We start from the raw sequence: 24,796 nt of genomic DNA on the forward strand, positions 1-24,796 counted from the left end.
CGGCAAGTTTTTGCACCCCCGCTTGCCGCTTTTGCCCCAGCGGTTATTTTTTTTCCGGCAGGTTTTCAAACCAGGGCTGAATTTAGAAAAAAATACCAATAAAAACAAAGGGCTAAGGATATCTTGTTTACCTGGCACACTGGTTGCTTTAACCCAGGTAAGCCGCGGCCCGACGCCACAGCAGTCACAGTCGCCGTGTCGATGCAACAGTTGTACTGGCCAGGTTTGGCAGTAACAGGAGATAAGTTATGCCATTAGTAATTAACACCAATGTGGCTTCACTCAACGCCCAGCGTCAGTTGGTGAAGTCCGGTGATGATATGATGACCGCTATGGAGCGCTTGTCTTCCGGTAAGCGTATCAACACGGCCGCGGACGACGCCGCCGGCCTGGCCATCACCAATCGAATGACGTCGCAGATTCGCGGTCTCAACCAGGCGATTCGAAATGCCAGCGACGGTATTTCCCTGATCCAGACCGCCGAGGGTGCGCTGGATGAAACCACCAATATTTTGCAGCGTATACGCGAGCTGGCGATTCAATCCGCCAACGGCATCTACAACGATGAGAACCGGGCGACGCTGGACGCGGAGGTGCAACAGTTGATTGCCGAGTTGGATCGGATTTCCGATACCACGACGTTTAACGGGCAGAAACTGCTCGACGGCAGTCTCGGCGAGGTGGAGCTGCAGGTCGGCTCCAATGCCAATGAAACCATCGAGATTTCGATTCAGGCAATGGACGCCCGCACCCTGGGTATGGGGTCCACGTCGGTGGATTTACTGGGTGCCGAGGTAACCGCCAGCCTGTCGACCCTGGCGCTGGACGACGGCGATATACTCATCAACGGCCAGAGTATCGGTGACTTTACCGGTTCCATCGATACCTTCCAGGATTTGATCGACAACATCAACGAGAATGTGCTCGGCGTCGAGGCATCGGGCTTTACGTCCCTGGAGGGCGGCACCGTTGGTGACGGTGTGCTGGAAAACGGCAATACGTTGAGAATTACCGTACAGTCGGCCGACGGCAGTGGCAACAACATTTTCAATATCACCGACACCGAGAGCATGGACGAACTGATCGAGAAGATCAATACGGTGACCGGCGGTGTGGTCAGTGCCAGCCGGGACGACAGCGGCCAGTTGGTGATCTCCAACGACGCCGGCTCTACGGTGCTGGTAACCGCCATCGATGCGGCCGGCACGTCGTCCGATGCCGCCGCCACCATTGTCGAACAGGCTACGGGCCTGGATTTACTCGACACCGGCGGCACCGCGCAGTCGGATACCGCCGAGGGGCAGGTCGTGTTGCGCTCCGAACACAATGATCCGATTACCATTGAGCGCGGCGCCACCGGCACCCTGGCCGATCTGAATAACCTGGGCTTCCGGGAAAACGAAACGGCCGGTGTCGTCAACGGTGTCGGTCTGGTGCAGAATTCCAACGGCGCCAATGAGGCGCTATTGGTCGGTGAACTGACGATCAACGACGTCGTGATTGACAATGACAATACCGACAGCCTGATTGGAAAAATCGATGCCATCAACCGGGCCAGTGACCAGACCGGCGTCACCGCCAACGCCTTTGCGCAGGCGACGCTGGACTTGACCGGCGTACTGTTCAGCACCATTACCGCCACCCGCGACAATGTCAATATCAACGGCTTGAATATCGATCTGGCCGGCTCCACCATCACTGACAGCTCAACCCTGGCCTCGGCGATCAACGACGCCACCGATCAGACCGGCGTTACGGCGCGGGTGCTGGGTACGCGGCTGGTGCTGGAGTCCGATCAGGGCGCCATCAATATAGCGGCGGCCTCGACCGCGGCCAACACCCTGGTCGGCACCACCACGGGACTGCAGGATATTACCCGGGTCTTTGTCGCCAGCGGCGGCACTTTTACCACCTCGACTACCACGCTGTCTTCGGGTGGTACCACCGGGGTGGCGGTGCAGGCGGGGCTGAAGCTTTCCAGCACCAACGGCAACCCGATCAGTATCGAACTCGGTGACAATGCCGATGTTGCCCGCCTGGGCCTGGTGGAGGCCAATACGGTTGCCGGCGGTTCTTTCGGCACGGCGCTCAAGTCGGTCAGTGTCGATACCGCGGGCAATGCCCAGCGCGCCCTCGCTGTCGTCGACCGCGCTCTGGATACCATCAACGATGTCAGGTCACAGTTGGGTGCGGTTAACAATCGGTTGGATTTCACCATCTCCAACCTGATGAACGTGTCGGAAAATACCGCCGCGGCCCGCTCCCGTATCCTCGATGCGGACTTTGCCGCTGAGACGGCGCAACTGTCGCGGGCACAGGTGTTGCAGCAGGCGTCGCAGGCGATGTTGGCCCAGGCCAATGCGCAGACGCAGCAGGTATTGCAGTTGCTTAATAATTAGAGTCGGACCTAGTGCTTCGACCAATAAAGATTTTCACCCAATATGGGTTTTGATCTTCTTAGCTGGCACGGTCTCGATCTGGGCACAGCCCTTCGGGACACGCCGTGAATACCCGCAAGCGGGCCCGGCCCGAAATCATAGATTTCGGTCGTTCCGCGGGGCGAAGCAGTGCTTCGCTGATGCCCGCTTCACCCCTGTAGGCTCTGCGCCAGCATCCCTGCTGGCGAAGGTCCCGAAGGGCTGTGCCCAGATCGAGACCTCAGTGCCATCGAGGTGAAAATGTTTTCTGGTCAAGATATTAGTTGGTACCTTATTAAAAGTATTTGCAGCAGTTTGTCGATCCTCGTTCCAATCGCATCGATCTCGATTGAGCGCACTGAAGGTAGGTCTGGCTCTGGCTGAAGCCTTCAGAAACTCTCGACAGCAGGGATGCTGTCGGGAAGTCCCCATGGATGGGTTTACGACGTGTTTCTGAAGGCTTCAGCCAGAGTCAGACCGATCGGTTGGCACATATTTATTTAAATAAGTGCCATTCTCGCTAGACCCTACTGCAGCACCCGCCGCAGCGGTGACTGGCCGACAGCTATATAAAATAAAGTTATCAATAGAGAGCAAAACCCCCAACAAAAAAATTTATACAACAGTTTCAACATCTTAAGGGCGAGCCGAGACACGGCTCCGGCCCCTGCACAAGCGTATATCCCCCTAAAGTAATCTCCGCGCCGGTCGATAGTTATCCCCAAGGAGCGCTGCGGCCCGTGCGGGCAATGGCCCCAAATTTCGAGCTGGCTGTGTCTGGCGAACGAGAATTAACTAACGACTAACAGTTTGTTAGGAGGAAGATATGCCGTTATTTATCAATACCAACGTGCCTTCGCTGAATGCACAGCGCCAGCTTGTGAGTTCAGGTGCGGAGCTTGACCGTGCCTCGGAGCGCCTGTCTTCAGGCAAGCGCATCAACAAGGCGGCGGATGATGCTGCCGGTCTGGCCATCTCCAACCGCCTCACCTCGCAGATACGCGGCCTCAACCAGGCGGTGCGCAATGCCAACGACGGTATTTCACTGATCCAGACCGCCGAGGGTGCGCTCGCTGAAAGTACCAACATTCTGCAACGGATGCGGGAGCTGGCGATTCAGTCAGCCAACGGCATTTTCGACGATGCCGGCCGCGCCACCCTCGATGCGGAGGTGCAGCAGTTGATTGCGGAACTGGACCGGATCGCCGAGACCACCAGCTTTAACGGCCAGGCGCTGCTCGACGGCCAATTGGGTCAGGTCGATCTGCAGATCGGTGCCCAGGCCAATCAGACCATCGGCTTTGAGGTGCAGGCGGTGGATTCCCAGACCCTGGGGCTCGGCTCCCAGAGCGCCGATGTTATCGGCGGAGAGATCGCCGCCAACCTGACTGCCATCGCGTTGAATGAGAACGATGTGTTGATCAACGGCCAGGCGGTGGGCGCGTTCGATTCCACCAACACCTTGCAGGACTTGCTGGATAACATCGATACCAATATCAATGGCGTCACTGCCTCTTCACTGGTGGAACTCAACGGTTCATCGGTGGGCACCGGCGTGCTGTCGGCCACCCAGACGGTCACCATCGCGGTCACCGACAATGTCGGCAACGCCCAGACGTTTATTATCGCCGGTGAGACCGAATCGCTGCAGGACCTGGCCGATAAGATCAATGCCGATACCAACGGCATTGTCAGGGCAGCGATCGATGATAACGGACAGTTGAGTCTGGCAGCGCAAGATGCGCAGCAAATCGCCCTGACCGATGCCAACAGTGTGACCGGCATCGGCGATACCACCGACCGGGCCAGGATTATTCTCAATTCCGATAGCGGCGACCCGATTACCATTGAACGGGGTTCCACCGGTACGCTCGCAGACCTGCAGAACCTGGGTTTTCGCGAGTCGACCTCCGCCGGCGTCATTACCGGGGTGGGGCTGGTGCAGAACTCTAATGGCGCCAATGAGTCGTTGCAGGTAGGCGAGCTGTCGATCAATGGCGTGGCTATTGACAACGACGATACCGACAGCCTGGTGGGCAAGATTGCCGCGATCAATAATGTCAGCGAGCAGACCGGCGTCACCGCCAATGCCTTTGCGCAGGTAACCGTCGACTTGACCGGTGTGTTGTTCAGCGAGATTGACGGTACCCGGGACAATATCAACATCAACGGCCTCAATATTGACCTGGGTGGTGCCACCATCACCGACAGTGCCACGCTGGCGGCGGCGTTCAACGACGCCACGGATCAGACCGGTGTCACAGCGCGGGTGCTCGGTACCCGGTTGCTGCTGGAGTCCGACCAGGGTGCTATTAACCTGGGTACCGCCTCGACCGCTGCCAACACGCTGGTCGGTACCACTACCGGTATTCAGGATTTCACCCGGGTCTTTATCGCCAGCGGCGGTGCTTTTACTACATCGACAACTACGCTGGCATCGGGCGGGACCATCTCACTGGCTGTCCAGGCCGGTTTGAAACTGACCAGCACCACCGGCAATCCGATCAGCATCGAACTGGGTGATAACACCGACGCCGCGCGGCTGGGCCTGGTGGAAGCCAATACGCTCGGCGGCGCCTCCTTCGGTACCTCGGTGGCGTCGATCAGTGTCGACAGCCAGGCCAATGCGCAAAAGGCGATCGATGTGATCGATAATGCCCTCGGCACCATCAACAGTATCCGTTCGGACTTGGGTGCGATCAACAACCGACTCGACTTCACTATCTCCAACCTCTCCAACGTGTCGGAGAACAGCTCGGCGGCGCGCTCGCGGATTCTCGATGCCGACTTTGCCGCGGAAACCGCGGCCTTGAGTCGGGCGCAGGTGCTGCAGCAGGCGTCCTCGGCGATTCTGGCCCAGGCCAATGCCCGGCCGCAGCAGGTATTGTCGCTACTTCAGTAGCGGCCGAGATAGTCTTCTCCTGAGGTTGCGGGGCTTCGGTCCCCAACCGGGAGTGAGAGGTTTACCCAATGAATGAAGTGAGACCGACACAGTTACTGGCGCAAGCGACCGCCAGGCCTGCTTCATCGAAGGGGTCTATCGACACCGGCAAGGCGCAGGGCGGCAAGGAGTTGCCGGTACCGAGCCAGAGCCAGCCTGTCAGCAGGCCGGCAGAGGATGTGAAGTTAGACCTCAATGAGGCGGTTGCGGATATAAACCGGTATGTACAAAAGGTTAGCCGCGATCTGCTGTTCAGCGTCGATGACGACTCGGGCCGTACGGTGATCCGTGTGGTTGATCGTGAATCGGGAGATTTAATTCGTCAGATTCCGGAGGATATTTTCCTGCGTTTGGCACGGAACTTGAAAAATAATGAACCGATTCATTTGGTTAATGCCCACGGATAAGCTGATTGGTATCCTCCGGTTGGAGCGATAAGGGGAGTAAAAAGGCGTGTCCCCCGGGGCATGTTTTTTTACATCAGCAGTCCCTGTAGCTGCCGGGAGGTCGTCGTCATGCAGAACATCGTCAACGCACTGGGTGCCGGATCGGGAATCGATACCCTGGCGCTGGTCGAGCAACTGGTCGAGGTTGAAAAAGCGCCCGCCCAGGAACGGCTCGACGGCAAGCGCGAAAAATTCGAAGCCCAAATATCCGACTACGGTTTGTTGCGCAGTGCCTTATCGACGCTGCAAGACGCCGCTCGGCTGGTTGCCGACAGCGAAACCTTCAATTCGAAAAGTGCCTCCTTTACCGACAGTGACGCGCTGGTACCCAGCACCCTCGATGCCGACACCCTGCCCGGGGACTACGCGTTTGAGGTGACGGCCATCGCCAGTGCCCAGTCCCTGTCCTCTACCACGTTTAGCGATCCCACCGACGCGGTGGGCAAGGGTACCCTGACGTTTCGCTTCGGTGAGTGGGACGGGGGGCTGACCACCTTCAGCGTCGACGCCAGCAAAAACGCCCAGACCATCACCATCGATGACAGCAATAATTCCCTGAGCGGGCTGGCCAATGCCATCAACGCCGCGGACTTCGGTGTCCAGGCCAGCGTGATCCAGGACGGCGGTACTTATCAGTTGCTGGTTACTGCGCCCTCAGGTGCGAAAAACCAGCTCGAAATCGTGGTGGCGGAGGACGGCGGCAGTCCCTCCGACACCGACGCCAGCGATCTGTCGCGGTTTGCGTTTAACGAAGCCGGCCAACAGCTCAGCCAAAACCAGGCCGGCGCCGATGCGGAAATCACCGTCAACGGCCTGACGGTCAACCGCGAGAGCAATATCGTCGACGACCTGGTAGACGGTTTTGCGTTTACCCTCGGCAAGGCGGCGCCGGGCGAAATTATCAATGTCAGCATCTTTGAAGACAAGTCGGCGGGCGAGACGGTCGTCCGTGATTTTATCGACGCTTATAACGGCTTTTTAGAGGCGATCGAGCCCTTGATCGGCTTCGATGCGGAACAGGACAATTTCGGCAGCCTGCGCAACGACCCGCTGGCGAAATCCATACCGGCGGAGATTCGCGCGCTGATTGCCAATCCCATTCCCGGCCTGGCCGCGGATTTTACCAGCCTGACCAATGTCGGTATTCGCACGGAACTCGATGGAACTCTGAGTATCAACGAAGCAGAATTCAGCGAGGCCGTTGCCACCAACTACGATCTGGTAAAAGGTCTGTTTGCGCCGGCCACGGCCTCTTCTTCGGACCTTATCATCGTCAACAGTTTCAGCGATTTAACGACACCGGGCAACTACGATGTGGTGATCACCGCCGACGCTGCCAAGGGCTTTTTGACCGGCGACGCCGTGGCGGCGGGTTTTCCGCTCGATACCACCGGCAAAAGTTACAGCTTCAATATCACCGTCGACGGCACTGCCTCGGAACTGGTGACCCTGTCCACCGGCGTCTACGCCGACGCCGACGCCCTGGCCGCCGAAATACAGTCGCAGATCAACGCCGACACCACCCTGCAGGCGGACGGCGCGGAAGTGGACGTTGTCTTCGACACCGACCACTTCGTCATTACTTCGCGGGCCTTTGGTTCCAAATCCAACGTTTCCATCTCTGCGGCCGATACCGATCTGGCAACGGACCTGGGGTTGACCACCACCGCCGCGACCACCGGCGGTGTCGATGTGGCGGGCACCATCGACGGCGTCGCCGGTTTCGGTTTCGGCAATATCCTGTTGCCGGCGCTCAATACCGATCCGAGCGGACTCAGCTTAACGGTCAGACCCGGCGCTACCAGCGCCACGGTCGATTTCTCCCGCGGCTTTGGCGACGAGTTGTCGCGCCTGGTCGATAATTTCCTGGCCGGCGCCGGTGTTATCGACACGCGCGAGGTCAATATCAATCGCGATATTGAGGGTCTCGATGAAGACCAGCGCACCCTCGACCGCCGTATCGAGGCGTTGCAGGAACGCCTGACGGCACAGTTTATCGCGATGGAGAGTATCGTGCGCAGCCTGCAGGACAGCGCGTCGTTTTTGGAGAGCACGTTGGAGAGTCTGCTGAATGCTAATAATGGGAATTAAGGTTAAGAGTCTCTAATGGGAATGACACTTTCTTAGGCAACCATGTGCTAATCGATCGGTCTGGCTCTGGCTGAAGCCTCCAGAAACACGGACTAGGCGTCCCCTCGATGAACCCCCGCAAGCGGGTCCAGCCCAAAGCCAGAGGCTTTGGGCGTTCCGCGGGGCGAAGCAGCGCTTCGCTGTTTCCCGCTCCACCCCTGGGGACTCGCCTAAAGCGCCTACTTTCGCTTAAGGCGCCTACTGCTGGTGGTCCCGACAGCATCCCTGCTGTCGAGCGTTTCTGAAGGCTTCAGCCAGAGCCAGACCTACCCTCAGTACATTTAATCGAGGCCGTGTTAGCTAAGAACACCAAAAGCCGCTTTGGGTGAAAATCTTTATTGGTCGAAGCACTAGAGGCCCGCTTTTTGTTCTGACCCCGCTCCGTGCTACCCGGACTACGGCTTTTTGCTCCAATTTTGGTCTGACCTTGCACTGCGCTGACAACTCGCAAAAAAGTCCGTAACCCGCATGGCATGGATTGTGCTGAAACCCCGATGGAGGCCGTTAAAGGCACTCCATAGCGTCGAGATTTTGGCAGTCAATCTATGCGGAGTTCGGGATGTTTGACGATAAAGTAATCCTTATCACCGGTGGCACCGGCTCCTTTGGCCGCCAGTACACCAGGACTCTGCTGGAGCGCTACCAGCCCCGCAAAGTGATTATTTTTTCCCGCGACGAACTCAAGCAATACGAAATGCAGCAGCAGTTCAACACACCGGAAATGCGCTATTTTATCGGGGATGTCAGGGATAAAGAGCGCATTATGCAGGCCTGTAACGGGGTCGACTATATCATTCACGCCGCCGCGCTAAAGCAGGTACCGGCGGCGGAGTACAACCCCACCGAGTGTATCCGCACCAATATCAACGGCGCCGAAAATGTGATCCGCGCGGCGCTGGCCGCCGGCGTCCAGAAAGTGATTGCCCTGTCCACCGACAAGGCGGCGTGTCCGGTAAACCTGTACGGCGCCACAAAATTGGCGTCCGACAAACTGTTTGTCGCCGCCAACAATATGGCGGCCGGACACACCCAGTTTGCCGTGGTTCGCTACGGCAACGTGGTCGGTTCGCGCGGATCGGTAGTGCCTTTTTTCAAAAAGCTGGTGGCCGAGGGGTGTGAGCAAATCCCTATCACCGACGCCAAGATGACCCGCTTTTGGATCACCCTGCAGCGGGGGGTGGACTTTGTGTTGAAGAACTTCTCGCGCATGAAGGGCGGGGAGATATTCGTACCCAAGATACCCTCGGTGCGCATCACGGACTTGGCCGAGGCGGTGGCGCCGGGGATACCCACTGCCGTCACCGGTATCCGGCCCGGCGAAAAGCTCCACGAAACCATGTGCCCCCGCGACGATTCCCACCTGACTCTGGCGTTTCCCGACCACTATGTGATTACGCCGACGATTCAAATGTTTCGGGGTACGGTGCGCTACGAAATCAACGCCCTGGAGGAAGGCGGTGAGCCGGTGCCGCAGGGCTTCAGTTATAACTCCGGCGACAACCCCCACTTTCTCGACATCGAGGACATCAGGGCGCTGCATGCCCAGGCTGATATATGATTCCCTACGGACGCCAGACGATCGACGAGGCCGATATCGCCGCGGTGGTGGCGGTGCTGCGCTCCGATTGGTTGACCCAGGGGCCGGCGGTGCCCCGCTTTGAACAACATCTCGCCGCCTATTGCGGTGCCGAGTACGGTGTCGCCGCCTCCAGCGGCACCGCGGCGTTACATCTCGCCTGTCGCGCCCTGGGGCTGGGGGCGGGCGACTGGCTCTGGACCAGTCCCCTTTCATTTGTCGCCTCGGCCAACTGTGCCCGCTATTGCGGGGCGCGGGTCGATTTTGTCGATATCGATCCCGCCACCCGCACTATCAGCGTGGCGGCGCTGGAGGACAAGCTCCACCGGGCCAGGCGCGCAGGGCGGTTACCGAAAGTCGTGGTACCCGTGCACTTTGCCGGCGTGCCCTGTGATATGCCGGCGCTGGCGGCGCTGGCCGAAACCTTTGGTTTTCGCATTCTCGAAGATGCCGCCCACGCCCTCGGCAGCCGTTACGGCGACTGTGCCGTCGGCGCGTGCCGGCACAGCGATATCACCGTATTCAGTTTCCATCCGGTCAAAACCCTGACCACCGGCGAAGGCGGTATGGCGGTTTGCAACGACCCGCGGCTGGCCGCCGCCATGCGCAAGCTGTGCAGTCACGGTATTACCCGCGACCCCGCCGACTTTAACCGCCCGGCCCAGGGTGACTGGTATTACGAGCAGCAGATGCTCGGCTACAACTACCGCATGACCGATATCCAGGCGGCCCTGGGTCTGGCACAGCTGGACAGGTTACCGGCCTGGATCGAGCGGCGCTGCGAGTTGGCAAACCGTTATGCGGTGCTGCTGCAGTCGCTGCCGTTGCAGTTGCCGTCGGCGCCGCCGCAGACCCGCCCGGCCTGGCATATCTACCCCATAGCACTGGCGGACAGCACCCATCGACTCAACGTTTTCAACTACCTGCGGCAACGGGGAATCGGTGTCAATGTGCACTATATTCCGATCCACCTGCAGCCGGACTACCAGCGCTTCGGGTTTGGGTTGGGCGATTTTATCAATGCCGAGGCCTATTACGGCGGCGCCCTGACCTTGCCGCTCTATCCGGCGCTGACGGCGGACCAGCAGGACCAGGTCGTCGCCTGCCTGCGCGAGGCGCTGCTGTGAAGGTGGCAATCATTCCCGCACGCGGCGGCAGCAAGCGTATTGCGGGGAAAAATATCAAAGCGTTTTGCGGTAAACCTATCATTACCTATTCGATAGAGCTGGCCATCAACTCGGGCCTGTTTGATCGGGTTGTCGTCTCCACCGACTGCCGCGAGATCAGCGCGGTCGCCCTGGCCGCGGGTGCCGAAGTGCCGTTTGTGCGACCGCCGTACCTGTCCGATGACCACTGTGCCACCAACGCCGTGATCAAACATGCGGTGGAGCGGCTCGAACAGGACGGCGTCGATATCGATATCGCCTGTTGTCTGTATGCAACTGCACCGCTGTTGCAGGTGGAGGATTTACAGCGCGGCTTGGCAATGCTGCACGAGTCCGGTGCCGCCTTTGCGTTTTCCATCACCAGCTTTCCCTTTCCTGTCCAACGTGCCATAACCCGCGACGCTAACGGCCGTATCAGGCCGCTGTACCCGCAGCATATTTACAGCCGTTCCCAGGACCTGCCGGAGGCTTACCACGACGCCGGACAGTTCTATTGGGGCACCCGCGCGGCCTATCTCGAAGAGATGGATATATTCTCGCCCCGCGCCGTCGGCGTGGTAGTGCCCCGCGATCGGGTGCAGGACATCGATACTCCGGAGGACTGGGCGATGGCTGAAAAACTTTATGCGCTGCAGCATCTGCACGGGCAGTCACAACAGACCGCCCGACAGCGGGCAGAGAGTCGGGGTTGATCGTTCGCTATGTCCATGCACATTGGTTTTCGGGTCGACTCCGGCCTGCATATCGGCAACGGGCATCTGATGCGCTGTCTGGCGCTGGCGCAGGCGCTGATCGCGCGAAAAGTGCGGTGCTATTTTTTGTGTCGCGACTTTCCCGGCTCGGCGCATCAACTGGTGTTGGAGGCGGGCTGCGAACTGGGTCTGCTGGCACCGGTCGATAGCGACGGTGCCGGCACCGGCGACTACCGGCGGTGGCTCGGTGTGACGCCGGCGCGCGACAGGGGCGAGTGCCTGGAATGGCTGCGGGTGTGGCCGAGCCTGGACTGGCTGGTGGTCGATCACTATGCCATCGACGCTGACTGGCACAGGCCCATGGCCGCCTGGGTGGCGAAAATACTGGTGATCGATGATCTCGCCAACCGCGACTACGACTGTGACCTGTTGCTCGACCAGACCTACGGCAGACAGGCGGGCAGTTACCGGCCGCGATTCGACAGAACCACCACCGAGCTGCTGCTCGGACCTGAGTACGCCTTGCTGCGCCCGAAATTCGAATATCTGCACGAGGCCGCCAAGGCCCGGCGCCGGCAGCCGCCCGGCGGCGGGAAAATCCTGATTTCTCTGGGCGGGGTGGACGCCGGCAATATCACCGGCAGATTGCTGGCGGCGCTGCTGCCGCGCCTCGATGCGCAACGCTGGCAGCCGGTGGTGGTACTGGCCGACAACTCGCCGCATTACGCCGCGGTAAAAGCCTTAATCGATAACGCCGACATCCCGGTGCAGTTACTGGTCGGAGTGCGCGATATGGCGCAGTTGATGTTGCAGTGTGAACTGGCCATCGGCGCCGCCGGCTCCTCGACCTGGGAGCGTTGCTGTATGGGGTTGCCCGCATTGCTGTTGGTGACGGCGGCCAACCAGAAGTTTCTGGCCGATCACCTCGCCGCCAGCGGCGCGGTGATCGGTGTGTTCGACGATCCCGGCGCCGACTTGGCGCCGGCGGCAAAACACCTCGCCGCGACGGTTGCGGATTGGTCCCGTTACCGGCGCATAGCCGCGGCGGCCCTGGATATTTGTGATGGCGGCGGTGCCGGGCGTGTCGCACAGACAATGGCGGCGGTTGAAGTTGGCTGACATATTTAAGGGCATAGAGACAGGAACAGGGAGTTAAGCATGGAGACTTAGAAACAAAGAGTTAGAAAGAAGTAGCCTGTGCCTCGACTAAAAAACTATTGCTACTTCGGTGGCACTGAGGTCTCGACCCGGGAACCCCCTTCGGGGCCTTCGCCAGCAGGGATGCTGGCGTAGAGCCTACATGGATGTATTAACGGCGTGTCCCGAAGGGGGTTCCCGGGTCGAGACCGGTCTGGCTAAGAACACTGAAATCCGTCTCAAGTAAAAGCTTTATCGGTCGGAGTGCTTACAAGACAGAATCGCAATGAAAGAGCCGAAAAGAAGAGCAGCAAAAACAGCGTTGAAAAGCAGGAGTTAAAAAGTGATGAGCGATACCGGTGAAATTCGTCGATTTTGGGATCAACAGGCACAGCAACACGGCACCGATTTTGCGGCGACGGTGCCGGATAAGTACGCCAAGCAGCTCGAGATCGAGGCCATCAGCCGCTTTCTCGACGACGGCCAGGCGATTGCCGATATCGGCTGCGGCAACGGCTATTCCTGCTTTAAATATTTCGATCGGCACGAGCTGTCGATTACCGGGGTCGACTATTCCGAGGCGATGATCCAACAGGCACAGCGCGCCCGCGAGGCGCTGCCGCCGCGGCTGCGCGACAATATCCGCTTTCAGCAGGGCGACGTGATGGCAACGGGGTTGCCGGCGGAACAGTTTGACCGGGTAATCACCGACCGCTGTCTGATCAACCTGACCAGCCGCCAAGAGCAGGCGACGGCGATTGACGAGATGGCGCGGATCGTCAAACCCGGCGGACTCTACCTGATGTGTGAAAACACCGAGCAGGGCCTGGCCAATCTCAACGGCGCGCGCCGGCAGGTGGGACTGGACGAAATCGCCGTGCGCTGGCACAACCTCTACCTCGACGAGACCCGAATGCAAGCGGCGGCCGCGGCTCACTTCGAACTGGTGGAGGAGGTGCGTTTCGGCGGTTTTTACTACCTGGCCTCGCGTATCATCAACGCCTTGATCGCCGAGGAAAGCGGCGAACAACCCAGTTACCTGAGCCCTATCAACGAAATGGCGGCGCGCTTGTCCGGCCGCATCGATTGCGGTGACTTCGGTCCGGTAAAACTGTTTGTATTTAAAAAAAGGCAAGCGCCGGTCTCTTAGACAACGCCACTGGTTTAGACAATGACAGCACCCATGCTCCAAAGTATCGCGCTAGCCGACAAAACCATAGGCACCGGCCACAAGCCGTTTATCATTGCCGAGATGTCGGGCAATCACAATCAGTCGCTCGAGCGCGCCCTGGCCCTGGTCGATGCCGCGGCGGCGGCCGGTGCCCACGCGCTGAAGCTGCAGACCTACACCGCCGATACCATGACTATCGACTGCAGTGCCGGGGAGTTTGTGGTGGACGACCCGGCCGGTCTCTGGCGGGGCAGATCGTTGCACGAACTCTACCGCGAAGCTTATACCCCCTGGGAATGGCACGCGCCCTTGTTCGAACGCTGCCGGCAGCGCGGTATCATCGGTTTCAGTACGCCCTTCGACGCATCGGCGGTTGAGTTTCTCGAGCGTCTCGAGGTGCCGTTTTACAAAATTGCCTCGTTTGAAAACACGGATATCCCGCTGCTCAAGTGTGTGGCGGCCACCGGCAAGCCGATTATTATGTCGACCGGCATGGCGTCTGTGGCGGAACTCGAGACGTCGGTGACGGCACTGCGGGAGGCCGGCTGCGAACAACTTATTTTGCTCAAATGCACCAGTACTTATCCCGCCGCGCCGGGCACTACCAACATTTTGACGATTCCCCATATGCGGGCATTGTTTCAGTGCCACGTGGGACTGTCCGACCACACCATGGGCGTGGGCGTGGCGGTGGCCAGCGTGGCTTTGGGCGCGCCGGTGATTGAAAAACACTTTACCCTCAGGCGCGCCGACGGCGGGGTGGATGCCGGCTTCTCCCTGGAACCCCCCGAGCTGCGACAACTGGTTGTGGAAACGGAGCGGGCTCATCAGGCCCTGGGACAGGTCTCTTACGGCGCCGCCGGCGACGAGGTGAAAATGCGCAACTATCGCCGCTCGCTCTATATCGCTGCGGCGGTACGGGCCGGCGAGCGCTTGTCCCACGCCAACGTGCGCGTGATCCGCCCCGGTCTGGGGCTGGCCCCGAAACACCTGGATGAGGTACTGGGCCAGCGGGTCCGGGTCGATCTCGACGCCGGCACGGCGCTGCAATGGCAGCATTTGGAATAACGGTGCGCTGATGACTGTGGAACCCGTCGCAACGACTCCACTGAACGCCGCCGTGGTAGGACTTGGCGGCATTGGCCTCAAATACGATCTCGGCGGCGGCGGCAGGATTACTACCCACGCCAGGGCGTTTCATGTGCACAACGCTTTTCACCTGGCGGCGGCGGTGGACCCCGACGCCGGCGCCCGCTCGCAATTCGAGTCCACCTACGGTGCGCCGGCCTACGCCGACCTGGCGCACCTGTTCCGAAAGCACCGCGTGGATGTGGTGGCGCTGGCGGTTCCCACCGAGCATCATGGCGCGGTGTTGGAGATGATCCTGGAATATCCGGTGCGACTGGTTTTATGCGAAAAGCCCCTGGCGACCTCTGTCGCTGAGGGCGAGCATATGCTGGCGCTGGCCGGGCAAAAACAGGTGACGTTGATGGTAAATTATATGCGCCGCTGCGAACCCGGGGTGCACGAGTTGCGACAACGTATCGAGTCCGGCGCCCTGGGGCGTTGTCACAAGGGCGTGGTGTGGTATTGCAACGGCCTGGCGAACAACGCCTCTCATTTTATCGACCTGCTGATGCTGCTGTTTGGTCCGGTGGTGGACTGCGGGCTGTTGCCCGGCGCATCGTCGGGCGGCGCCCGTGCCGATACCTGTGCCGATTTCTACCTGCAATGGCCGGCGCTGCGTATTTGTTTTTTTTCCGTTGATGCTGCCGACTACTCCTGTAATGAAATGGAAGTGTTCGGCACCCGCGGCACCTTTCGCTACCGCAACGGCGGTATGAATATCGACTATCGTTTCGGCGGGGAGAGCCCCTGGTTCAAGGGCTATACGGCGCTGCAAAAAGATGCCCTGGATTGCCCGACCGACCTGTTGAACTATCAATACCATGTGGCGGACGCCATCCACAAACGGCTGCAGCACCGGGATGGCCGTTACGACAACGCCGCCGCGGCACTCGAGACTTTGCGGGTGGTGGAGCAACTGCGCAATGAGGCTGAGGGCTAGATGAAAAACGAATTGGCGCTGTTTGGCGGCGACAAAACATTTGACCGGCAATTGTTGTCCTATAACCCCTTTGGTCCGGAGGAGGAAACCGCCGCACTGGAGGTCATTCGTTCCGGCAAACTGTCGGGTTACATCGGTGCCTGGTGCCCGGATTTTTACGGTGGTCCGCGGGTACAGACATTCGAGGCGCGATGTTGCGAGTACTTCGGTGTGGAACATGCGGTCGCGGTCAATTCCCTGACCTCCGGGCTGATTTGCGCCGTGGGTGCGACAGGCATAGAACCGGGGGATGAGGTGATCGTCAGTCCCTGGACCATGAGTGCCTCCGCCACGGCGATACTGGTCTGGAACGGTATTCCGGTGTTCGCCGATATAGAAGCGGACACTTTTAACCTCGACCCGGCTTCGATTGAGGCAAATATTTCGCCGCGCACCCGGGCGATTGTAGTACCCAGTATCTTTGGCGGTGCGGCCAGACTCGATGAGATTGTGGCGATCGCCGCCGCTCACAATCTGAAGGTGATAGAAGATGCCGCCCAGGCGCCGGGTGTGCGTTACGGCGAGCGGCTGGTGGGAACCCTGGGCGATATCGGTGGTTTCAGTCTCAATTACCACAAACATATCCACACGGGTGAGGGCGGTATCTGTGTGACCGATGACGGCGAGTTGGCCGAACGCATGCGGTTGATTCGCAACCACGCCGAAGCCGTGGTGGAGCACAAGGGTGAAACCAACCTGGTCAATATGATCGGATTTAATTTTCGCCTGGGTGAAATCGAGGCCGCCATCGGCGCTGAACAACTGAGGAAGCTGGATGCGATGGTGACGGCGCGCCAGCGCCTGGCCGGGTGTCTCAGTGCCCGCTTGCGGTCGTTGCCGGGATTGCGGGTACCCGAACCGCTGCCGGGCTCCACTCATGCCTATTACCTTTACGGTATGACGTTGGATCTGCCGGTTGTCGGCGCCAGTCGGGAGCGAATACTGGCGGCGTTGCGCGCCGAAGGGGTGCCGGCACTGACGGATCGCTATGTCACTTTGCATCGCTACCCGATGTATAGAAAACGTATCGCCTACGGCAGCCGGCACTTTCCCTGGGTTATCAACGGTGCTGCCAGCAGCGTCAGCTACGACGACGGTATCTGCCCGGTGGCGGAGTCGCTGGACGATCGTCAATTTCTCGGTTTGCTGTTATGCCAGTATGCATTTGATGAGCGTGATATCGATAGTATCGCCACCGCTTTTGAAAAAGTCTGGGCCTGTAGAGAGCAACTGTAATGACGAAAAATCACTACATTTACGAGACGCAGCGGATCGGTGTCAAAGGGCTGACGCGAGAGGAACTCGAAGGCGCTTATCCCCACTGGCTGAACGATCAAGCAATCTGTGCGTTTAACAGCCACGGCATCTATCCGGCCTCCAGGGCATCGGCGGCGGCGTTTATCGACAGCCTGCAGGGCGATCGCAATCAGGTCGTGTGGGCGGTCTACCACAAAGGCGACCATTGCCATATCGGCAATCTCAGCCTGCAGGCCATGCACTGGATCAATCGCTCAGCCGAGATCGCTTTTTTGTTCGGCGCACGCTCCTACTGGGGGCAGGGCTACGCCGAGGAAGCGGCAAGGCTGTTATTGCGCCACGGTTTTCGCCAGTTGAACCTGCATCGGATTTACTGTGCAACTGCGGCTTCCAATACGGGTATGCGCCGCCTGGCGGAAAAGCTGGGTATGTGTGAAGAGGGGACCCGGCGCCAGGCCCTGTATTTGGATGGCCGCTACGTCGACGCCGTGGAATTCGGATTGTTGTGTGATGAGTTCGCCGGGTAAAACCCTGGTGGTCAGCCACGATGCCGGCGGCGCTGCCGAACTGGCGGCCTGGCTGGCGCATTGTTTTCCGTGGCAGGGCTGTGATTTTTTGCTGGCGGGCCCGGCGGTTTCGATCTTTGCGACAACCCTGGGGTCGGTGTCGAAGGTGGAACGGGCGAGTGTCGATTTGTGTGGTTATGACGGCGTGCTGACCTCCACCAGCGGAGCGGCTGACTGGGAGCGCCGTGTCATCCGTGAGGCCCGCCGATTGACTGTACCGGTAACCAGTATGCTGGACCACTGGGTGCATTTTCGCGAGCGCTTTTTAGTGGATGACCGGCCTGTCTACCCCGACAACATCCTGGTGGTTGATCGCTATGCGGAAAAAATCGCCCGGGCCATTCCCGGTTTCCCCCCGGTGCAACGGGTCGACAGTCACTATCTTCAAGATCAGGTGACGGAGATTGGCGAGTTTGCAGCCGCCGTTGATCTGCAGGCCGCTACCCTGGCGCCAATGGATGAGACCTGCAAGATTCTCTATGTCGGCGAACCCGCTGATGGCAATGGTTACAACGAATACGAGGCGCTGGAACAGTTTATTCGCTATCTGCGCGAAGCGAGCGACAGGTGCGGTCACAACGACGGTCAAAACAACTGCCACAACCACAGCCACAACCACAGCCACAACCACAACCACAACTACAGCCACAACTACAGCCACAACTACAGCCTGCGCCTGCGCCTGCACCCGAAAGAAACGCCGGACAAATACGCTGCAGTATTAGCTAACTGCCCCGCTGGCATACAGGTTCAGCGCAGCGGCACTGCCAGCCTGGCGCAGGACTGTGCCTGGAGCGATTGGGTGGTGGGGTGTCAGACCAAGGCTATGGTGGTGGCGCTGGCTGCCGGAAAAAAAGTGTTTTCCAGCCTGCCGGCGGACGCCCCGCCGATGGTGTTGCCGCACCGGGGCATTGTGCGGTTGTTTCAATAGCCACGCGTTCACCGGCGTTCGTCAATTGTCGCCGTCATTGAGTTGCACCACGACTTTGTCCGTGGTGTTATCCAACTTCAACGGCGTCTCCCGCATAAACCGATAAGCCTGTTTCAAAAAGCGCATATATGCCTGGCGACCGATCTGGTAGGCCTTTTTGAAGGCCGCCGGTGTCGGGCAAAACAGGCAGTGTTTGTGGATCAGGGTGAAGTAACCGTGCAGGCTGCCGCGCAGCAACATCGTAGTTACCGGTTCGGTGTCGCGCAGGTTTTTCACCCGCAGGTAGACGCGATTGAGTTCCCGGTGGAGTTCGAAGGGGTCCTCGATGTTCTTTTTTAGGTTTAATTCTTTGCGAATATCAAAAAATGCTTTCAGGTAGTGGTCTTTAACATAGTCGTCGGTCAGCTCCGGCACCTGCGGTGTGACAAAGTGTTGCTGTTTCAAGCGCGCCACAACAGCCTGCTTGTCGACGGACTCGCCGGGAATTTGCAGGGCTTCGGGCTTGACTGTAATCGCACCCTCGATAAAGGCACCATTGTTGGGGTTGTAGCATTTGACCTGGGGCCGGCAGCTCAACAGCAGTTCCATATTGACCCGGGAGGCATCGAAAATCGGATTGCTGGTGACCGTGTCGCAGAAGTTACCTTTCACCTGGTACTGAATATTTTTGTTGTCCAGCGGTGTATGTCCCGTTTTCTTGGTCTTCTTTTCCAGATCGTAATAGAGGCTGAGTTTCGAGTGGTGCATATTCTCGCTCATCCCGAGGTCCACACCCAGCAGGTAAATATCGCTGAAACCTAGGCCGATGGCGTAAGACAGGCCGGCGTTGGTGACGGTGGGGTTGCACAGTTGCAGACTGGGTATGGCCTTTTTGCCGATTTCCCGGTCGATAATCGCTTCGCCCAGATCGTTGGGTTTTTTGGCCAGCGCTGTTTCGTCAAACAGCTCGAGGACCCCGGGCGCTCCGGTATTGAGCGCCAGCAACATAATGCCGGCGCGAAACTCCGCGGTGGTGCCTTGCAGTATCCAGTCCCTAATATTGATATTGCGTTCCATTTCAATATGGAAGTCGGGTTTGATACCCGCTTTGCACAGGGAACCCAAGGCGGTGCCGCAGGATATTAAAATGGCGCTGTCGCGATGGGCGCGAATGGTGTCCAGGAAACCGTCCAGCGACGGGCCGTTGCCGATCACAAAAACCGGTGGCAGGGCATCGCCGGCAGGCTGTGGTCTGAACAACTTGACCTTGTTGTTGAGGCTTGCAATCGTGTGAGCGAAACTCACCTGTTCGTCGTCGAAGAAGCCGGTGCCGCAGGCATTGAGATGAAATTCCTTTTTGTATTTGTCGATAAATTCCGCCTCATACTTGCTGTTGAAGTGGCGGTACATAAACGTATAAACGAGGTTGTGCAGACCGATTTTATCGGTCAGCAGTTTCAGGTCGGCCATGGCGTCGAAGGCGGTCATACCGATATAGAGCTTTAGCATTCTGCCTTCGCGGTAAAAATACTCGATGATCGGCGTCCAGTCGATAACATGGAGAGAGGCGTAAAAAGAGTCTTTATGGGGATCGAAGATGCACAGGTTGTGAATATCCATATGTTTCACCAACTCGGCGATATGATAGCCCAGGCCGCAGCCGGTCAGCAGCATCATGCCGACCGGTACCTTGGGATTGAGTCTGGGCGGCGGCCCGATGTTTTCATAGCGCTCGATCAGGTGATTGATCAGGTGAACGTGAATATGTTCCTCGTTCATAATTTGGGCTTTTTGAAAGCTGATACAGGAGGCGCCGGGATTTTTCAGGTAGTTGTCCACCTGCTCGGTGCAAAAGGCCTCGGGGTCGTAGGCGTAGACGGGTTTGTTGTCGAGTTTGTAATTGACCAGATTGACATGGCCGTCTTTATCGTAGGACAGCCGCAGCTCCTCGGGTTGATAATTGCTGTATTGATTGTAGATGGCAGGGGCAACGGCCTTGAACAAGGCCATATTGTTGTTGAACCGCACCTCCAGTTCCAGTTGTTTCTTTTGCATTTCCAGCTTGCGGACCAGGGTGTCTAGGTTGGCTGTGGTCTGAGCGGTTTCTGTCATGGGGGACTCTGCTTTAGCGGTTGCCTTGGTTTACTTTTTGTTAGTGGTTTGGGTCTTTCACGGTGTTTGACAGTGTGCCAACCGACCCGCTCCTTGCCCGGATAGCAGGGGGTCGAGACACGCCGTGAACCCCCGCAAGCGGACCCGGCCCAAAGCCAGAGGCTTTGGGCGTTTCGCGGGGCGAAGCGGCGCTTCGCCGTTTCCCGCTCCACCCCTGGGGGCTTGTCTGCCGCATCCCTGCGGCAGACAGTCTCGCCTCCTCTTATCCAGGCAAGGGCCTACCATTGGTATTTTTGATCAGCATTAACTCTATTAGCCGAGGTGGACTGAATCGACCGGCACAATATTGACAATGCCCACCACCTTACTGATGAGTAAAGCACACTCCATGCCATTGACCATCACTCCACCCGTGACTCTTTCCCTAAAGATTCCCTCTGCCGCGCCGATAGCGATACCAGGTTCAATAGTCCACAGTAATCAGGAGATCGTCAGGTGAATGCAAAGGCCGCATTGAAAAGCTACGCCAATGTCCACTACCAGGGGCAGGTTGCTGCCGCCGATCCGCACCGCCTGATCAGGATGTTGTATGAGGGCGCGCTCGAGCGCGTTGCCCAGGCCAAAGGGGCGATGCGGCAAAAACAGTATGATGTGAAGGCGAAAAAAGTTTCCGATGCGATTAATATTATCATTGCACTGCGTGAAAACCTGGATTTTGACCAGGGGGGTGATATCGCCTACAACCTCGACTCGCTGTATGACTACCTGGCCCGCTGTCTGTGGGAGGGCCACCGCGCCAATGATGAGGCGAAGCTGGATGAAGTTGCCGGCCTGCTTGCCGAAGTCTATTCGGCCTGGAGGCAGATTGGCTGATACTTGTTTGGCACCATTCATGCATCTTCCTCATAGCCAGTCTGCGAAGCGGCAATTGTTAGCCGCTGACCAGTCACACTGAAAGAGGAAGTATCTATGTCTATCGCAGCAACACAGGCCGCAGCGCACTTGCAGCAACAGGCCGATTCGATTTCACCCTACGAGGTTATCGCCCTCTTGCTCGACGGCGCCCTGGAGCGCTTGCAGCAGGCCAAGACGAGTTTTTGCGCCGGCAATCTGCACGAGGCCCAGGAGTTGGTCAATCGCACCATCGCCATTGTCAATGGTCTGCGTGCCAGCCTGGATATGGAAAAGGGCGGTGAGGTGGCCGTTAACCTGAATGCAGTCTATGAGTATGTTGCCGCACGCCTGCAGGAGGACAATGTCGACGATCCGATGGCGGTACTGGATGAAGCCAGTCGTTTGCTGGCCGAGGTCAAGCAGGGCTGGGACGGCATTGCCGATACCGGGCCGGTCAGGGCGGTAGGCTGAGCTGCCGACAGCTGGCGAATCTTCCTCTTCACCCCTGCCGGCGCAGGGGTGGCTGTGTTTTTTTGCGTGTTTATCCGCATCTCAGTTAACCCCGCTTTATTAAATGTCAGGCTAAAGCTTTTGCCGCTGCTGCCGCTACGCCAACTGTATCAATCAGTTTGTTGCGAGGCGGAAACATGGCAGTCATTCCCATTACCCAGTTGGCACTGCAGCGATCCAAACGGCAACTGCACACCGCGTTGCAGCAACGCGATTGGCACGATATCAAGCGGGTGGACTTGAGGTTAGCCGCCTGCCTGGAGTCCGCCGCCACAGACCCCCACAGAGATCGGCGTCACCTGCTGCATGAACTGCGCGAGATACTGGGCCTATACGGTCGCGTGGTGGAAACCTGCCGCAGTGAAGTCAATGCGCTTGTCGACACCGGCCGCTCTTCTTAAAGCCTGTCCCATTCACCGGCGCTACTCCTGATGCCGGCGGCAACAGTTGACCGGTCAATTGGCACTTCTTTTCTAAAGTACCAAATGAAAGTAGTTGGGTAGCCCCGGCGATATGCGAACCCGGTTGTCCAATCTCGACAACGACGCGCAGGCGCTTGCAGAAGTGGTCGAATTCCTGGAGCCGATACAATCGGCCCGGCAACAGGTAGGGGCACAGTGCGGCGCGTAATTCACGATTTTTGTCTGTTTTATACTCATAAGATTTCACTGGTTTGACTGTCTGGTCGATTAATGATCAATGCCAGGTAAGTGAGTGATTGATAACGTTATTTCTATGCCGATTTCGTCTAATTTAACATTGGATTACCGCGCCATTTCATATACTATCGTTATGCCATTTATTTGACCGGTGGTTTGGTCTCGACTATTACTGAAGTTGCGGTTGTCATCTATTTGACTCGGCTGGTCGTTGGAAACCGTCGTCAAAAAACCGTCGACCAAACTTGTCGATAGACCAGCCAATAAGCAGCGCAAAAAACCTGATTCGAAGCACTGTAAAAAGTAAAAGAGTGCTTGTTCGCGATTATGAGCCGGATGCAAAGCGAATGAAAAAACGAATTAAAAAGGTTGTCGCTAATGACCGGGTTGTGGGTGAAGTTATTAGAAGTTAGTAAAAATACAAACTCGAAGTAAGCAAGGTCATTTATCGCATGTGGCGTGAACTTAAAGTGTTAGTAGTCGACGACGATCAGCAGCGCCGGCACGATTTGCGCGTTATTCTAGCCTTTCTCGGCGAACCCGCAGTGACAGCGGTTTGCGACAGCTGGCCGGCCGTGGTCGGAGACCTGGCGGACAACTCCGAAGCCTATGTCGCGGTGGTGCTGGGTATGTGCCACAAGGCGCGCCCGCTACGCGAGCGCTTACAGGATATCCATCGCTGGGATGAGGGCGTGCCGGTGATCCTGGTCGGCGAGCACGAGGACCTGCCCGACGACTGCGAGATAATTTTGCGGCGTATGGTGATCGCCCGCCTGCATTCGCCGCCGACCTACAACCACTTGCTCGACACCCTGCACCGGGCACAGCGCTATCGCGAAGCCCAGGCGGCCCGCCAGCGCCAGCAATCAAAGCGCCCCGTACACTTGTTCCGCAGCCTGGTCGGCACCAGCCGGCAGATTCAGGTGGTGCGTGAAATGATGGCGCAGGTGGCCGATAAGGACGTCACCGTGCTGATCAGCGGCGAGTCCGGTACCGGGAAAGAGGTGGTGGCGCGCAACCTGCACTACAATTCGGATCGGCGCGACGGGCCCTTCGTGCCGGTCAACTGCGGGGCGATACCGGCCGAGTTGCTGGAGAGCGAATTGTTCGGCCATGAAAAAGGTGCGTTTACCGGCGCCATCAGTTCCCGCGCCGGACGCTTCGAGCTGGCCGAGGGCGGTACGCTGTTTCTCGACGAGATCGGCGATATGCCGCTGAATATGCAGGTGAAGATTTTGCGGGTCCTGCAGGAACGTTGTTTCGAGCGAGTCGGCGGCAACAGAACCTGTGCGGTCGATGTGCGTATTATTGCCGCCACCCACCGCGACCTGGAAACCATGATTGTCGGCAATCAATTTCGCGAAGACCTGTACTACCGACTCAATGTTTTTCCCATTGAAATGCCTTCGCTGCGCGAGCGCTCTGAGGACATCCCGGTGCTGCTGCATGAACTGGTGGCGCGCATGGAAAGTGAAAATCGCGGATCGATCCGGTTTAACTCCACTGCCATTATGTCGCTGTGCCAACACGAGTGGTCGGGTAATGTCAGAGAGCTGGCAAACCTGGTGGAGCGCATGGCGATTATGCATCCCTTCGGTGTTATCGGCGTGCAGGACCTGCCGGAAAAATACCGGCATGTGGAGATCAAGGAAGAAGAATTTGAAGACAACGGTCAGCCGTCGGTGAGCCAGACATCGGTGGCGAATATGAACGATAAAACGCTGCTGCCGGAGCACGGTATCGACTTGAAGGAGTACCTTACACATTTGGAGCGCAACCTGATTCAGCAGGCGCTGGACGACTGCGGCGGGATTGTCGCCAGGGCCGCCGACCGCCTGACGATCCGCCGCACCACGCTGGTGGAAAAAATGCGTAAGTACGGTTTGCAGAGAGGGTGAGTTCACCGTTCGCAAGCCGCAGTCTCCAGCGCTGATCGTGTACGATAAGGTGTCGCCGTAAACGGGGAAAGGTAGGTTTTTCCCGCGCCAACTCTTTGACTCCACGCCCTCCCTGCCATCTGTTAGCCTCGCCATCTTCTTGATTTAAAACGACTATTTTATTTGGCATTACCCTTGCACTGCTTTGGTTAAGACATGTTTGCTGTC

The 24,796-nt window shown here is 58.2% G+C and carries 19 protein-coding genes; 18 read left to right on the top strand and 1 reads right to left on the bottom strand.

Annotation, left to right across the window (positions count from 1 at the left end):
* Positions 1–248 precede the first annotated feature (248 nt).
* From FKG94_RS05625 to FKG94_RS05690, 14 genes are all read left to right on the top strand, one after another.
* Positions 249–2,399, top strand: a complete 2,151-nt coding sequence (locus FKG94_RS05625) for a flagellin N-terminal helical domain-containing protein (protein ID WP_142903220.1) — start codon at positions 249–251, stop codon at positions 2,397–2,399.
* A gap of 844 nt (positions 2,400–3,243) precedes the next feature.
* Positions 3,244–5,319 carry a flagellin N-terminal helical domain-containing protein gene (locus FKG94_RS05630; RefSeq protein ID WP_142903221.1) on the top strand — a complete coding sequence of 692 codons (2,076 nt, stop codon included), beginning with the start codon at positions 3,244–3,246 and terminating at the stop codon, positions 5,317–5,319.
* Positions 5,320–5,387: 68 nt separating this feature from the next.
* Positions 5,388–5,765: a flagellar protein FlaG gene (locus tag FKG94_RS05635; RefSeq protein WP_142903222.1), complete on the top strand. Its 378-nt coding sequence runs from the start codon at positions 5,388–5,390 to the stop codon at positions 5,763–5,765.
* A 108-nt stretch (positions 5,766–5,873) separates the two neighbouring features.
* Entirely contained in the window at positions 5,874–7,895 is a 2,022-nt protein-coding gene (fliD, locus tag FKG94_RS05640; RefSeq protein ID WP_246124968.1) for a flagellar filament capping protein FliD, read from the top strand.
* A 598-nt stretch (positions 7,896–8,493) separates the two neighbouring features.
* Positions 8,494–9,492 (top strand): UDP-N-acetylglucosamine 4,6-dehydratase (inverting), encoded by a 999-nt coding sequence (pseB, locus tag FKG94_RS05645; protein ID WP_142903224.1) that lies wholly within the window; start codon positions 8,494–8,496, stop codon positions 9,490–9,492.
* Positions 9,489–10,637, top strand: a complete 1,149-nt coding sequence (pseC, locus tag FKG94_RS05650) for a UDP-4-amino-4,6-dideoxy-N-acetyl-beta-L-altrosamine transaminase (RefSeq protein WP_142903225.1) — start codon at positions 9,489–9,491, stop codon at positions 10,635–10,637. Before pseB ends, pseC begins: the two co-directional genes overlap by 4 nt.
* The gene (gene pseF / locus FKG94_RS05655; RefSeq protein ID WP_142903226.1) at positions 10,634–11,368 is read left to right on the top strand and encodes a pseudaminic acid cytidylyltransferase; all 735 of its coding nucleotides are present in this window, start codon (positions 10,634–10,636) and stop codon (positions 11,366–11,368) included. The genes pseC and pseF overlap by 4 nt, the downstream gene beginning before the upstream one ends.
* A gap of 9 nt (positions 11,369–11,377) precedes the next feature.
* On the top strand, positions 11,378–12,487 hold the full coding sequence (gene pseG, locus FKG94_RS05660) for a UDP-2,4-diacetamido-2,4,6-trideoxy-beta-L-altropyranose hydrolase (protein ID WP_142903227.1): 1,110 nt from the start codon (positions 11,378–11,380) through the stop codon (positions 12,485–12,487).
* A 364-nt stretch (positions 12,488–12,851) separates the two neighbouring features.
* On the top strand, positions 12,852–13,655 hold the full coding sequence (locus FKG94_RS05665) for a class I SAM-dependent methyltransferase (protein ID WP_142903228.1): 804 nt from the start codon (positions 12,852–12,854) through the stop codon (positions 13,653–13,655).
* A 33-nt stretch (positions 13,656–13,688) separates the two neighbouring features.
* A complete protein-coding gene (gene pseI / locus FKG94_RS05670; RefSeq protein ID WP_142903229.1) occupies positions 13,689–14,744 on the top strand; it encodes a pseudaminic acid synthase in 1,056 nt (351 codons plus the stop codon).
* Positions 14,745–14,754: 10 nt separating this feature from the next.
* Positions 14,755–15,744, top strand: coding sequence for a Gfo/Idh/MocA family protein (locus tag FKG94_RS05675; protein ID WP_179957501.1), 990 nt, complete (start codon positions 14,755–14,757; stop codon positions 15,742–15,744).
* The gene (locus tag FKG94_RS05680) at positions 15,745–17,019 is read left to right on the top strand and encodes a DegT/DnrJ/EryC1/StrS family aminotransferase (protein ID WP_142903231.1); all 1,275 of its coding nucleotides are present in this window, start codon (positions 15,745–15,747) and stop codon (positions 17,017–17,019) included. It abuts the gene before it with no gap.
* The gene (locus FKG94_RS05685) at positions 17,019–17,567 is read left to right on the top strand and encodes a GNAT family N-acetyltransferase (RefSeq protein ID WP_142903232.1); all 549 of its coding nucleotides are present in this window, start codon (positions 17,019–17,021) and stop codon (positions 17,565–17,567) included. Before FKG94_RS05680 ends, FKG94_RS05685 begins: the two co-directional genes overlap by 1 nt.
* Positions 17,548–18,537: a hypothetical protein gene (locus FKG94_RS05690; protein ID WP_142903233.1), complete on the top strand. Its 990-nt coding sequence runs from the start codon at positions 17,548–17,550 to the stop codon at positions 18,535–18,537. The genes FKG94_RS05685 and FKG94_RS05690 overlap by 20 nt, the downstream gene beginning before the upstream one ends.
* A gap of 21 nt (positions 18,538–18,558) precedes the next feature.
* Here the strand turns inward: FKG94_RS05690 and FKG94_RS05695 are convergent, their stop codons facing one another.
* Positions 18,559–20,628: a motility associated factor glycosyltransferase family protein gene (locus FKG94_RS05695; RefSeq protein WP_142903234.1), complete on the bottom strand. Its 2,070-nt coding sequence runs from the start codon at positions 20,626–20,628 to the stop codon at positions 18,559–18,561.
* Positions 20,629–21,123: 495 nt separating this feature from the next.
* Here FKG94_RS05695 and fliS (FKG94_RS05700) point away from each other — a divergent pair, with 495 nt between their 5' ends.
* The 4 genes from fliS (FKG94_RS05700) to FKG94_RS05715 all read left to right on the top strand — a co-directional run bounded on the left by fliS (FKG94_RS05700) (position 21,124) and on the right by FKG94_RS05715 (position 24,589).
* Positions 21,124–21,501: a flagellar export chaperone FliS gene (gene fliS / locus FKG94_RS05700; RefSeq protein ID WP_142903235.1), complete on the top strand. Its 378-nt coding sequence runs from the start codon at positions 21,124–21,126 to the stop codon at positions 21,499–21,501.
* 96 nt (positions 21,502–21,597) lie between these two features.
* Positions 21,598–21,993 (top strand): flagellar export chaperone FliS, encoded by a 396-nt coding sequence (gene fliS / locus FKG94_RS05705; protein ID WP_142903236.1) that lies wholly within the window; start codon positions 21,598–21,600, stop codon positions 21,991–21,993.
* Between the two features lie 176 nt (positions 21,994–22,169).
* The gene (locus FKG94_RS05710; protein WP_142903237.1) at positions 22,170–22,433 is read left to right on the top strand and encodes a hypothetical protein; all 264 of its coding nucleotides are present in this window, start codon (positions 22,170–22,172) and stop codon (positions 22,431–22,433) included.
* Positions 22,434–23,143: 710 nt separating this feature from the next.
* The gene (locus tag FKG94_RS05715; protein ID WP_142903238.1) at positions 23,144–24,589 is read left to right on the top strand and encodes a sigma-54-dependent transcriptional regulator; all 1,446 of its coding nucleotides are present in this window, start codon (positions 23,144–23,146) and stop codon (positions 24,587–24,589) included.
* Positions 24,590–24,796: the final 207 nt, after the last annotated feature.

Origin of the sequence: Exilibacterium tricleocarpae, from assembly GCF_007004655.1 — a bacterium.
Taxonomy (GTDB): Bacteria; Pseudomonadota; Gammaproteobacteria; order Pseudomonadales; family Cellvibrionaceae; genus Exilibacterium; species Exilibacterium tricleocarpae.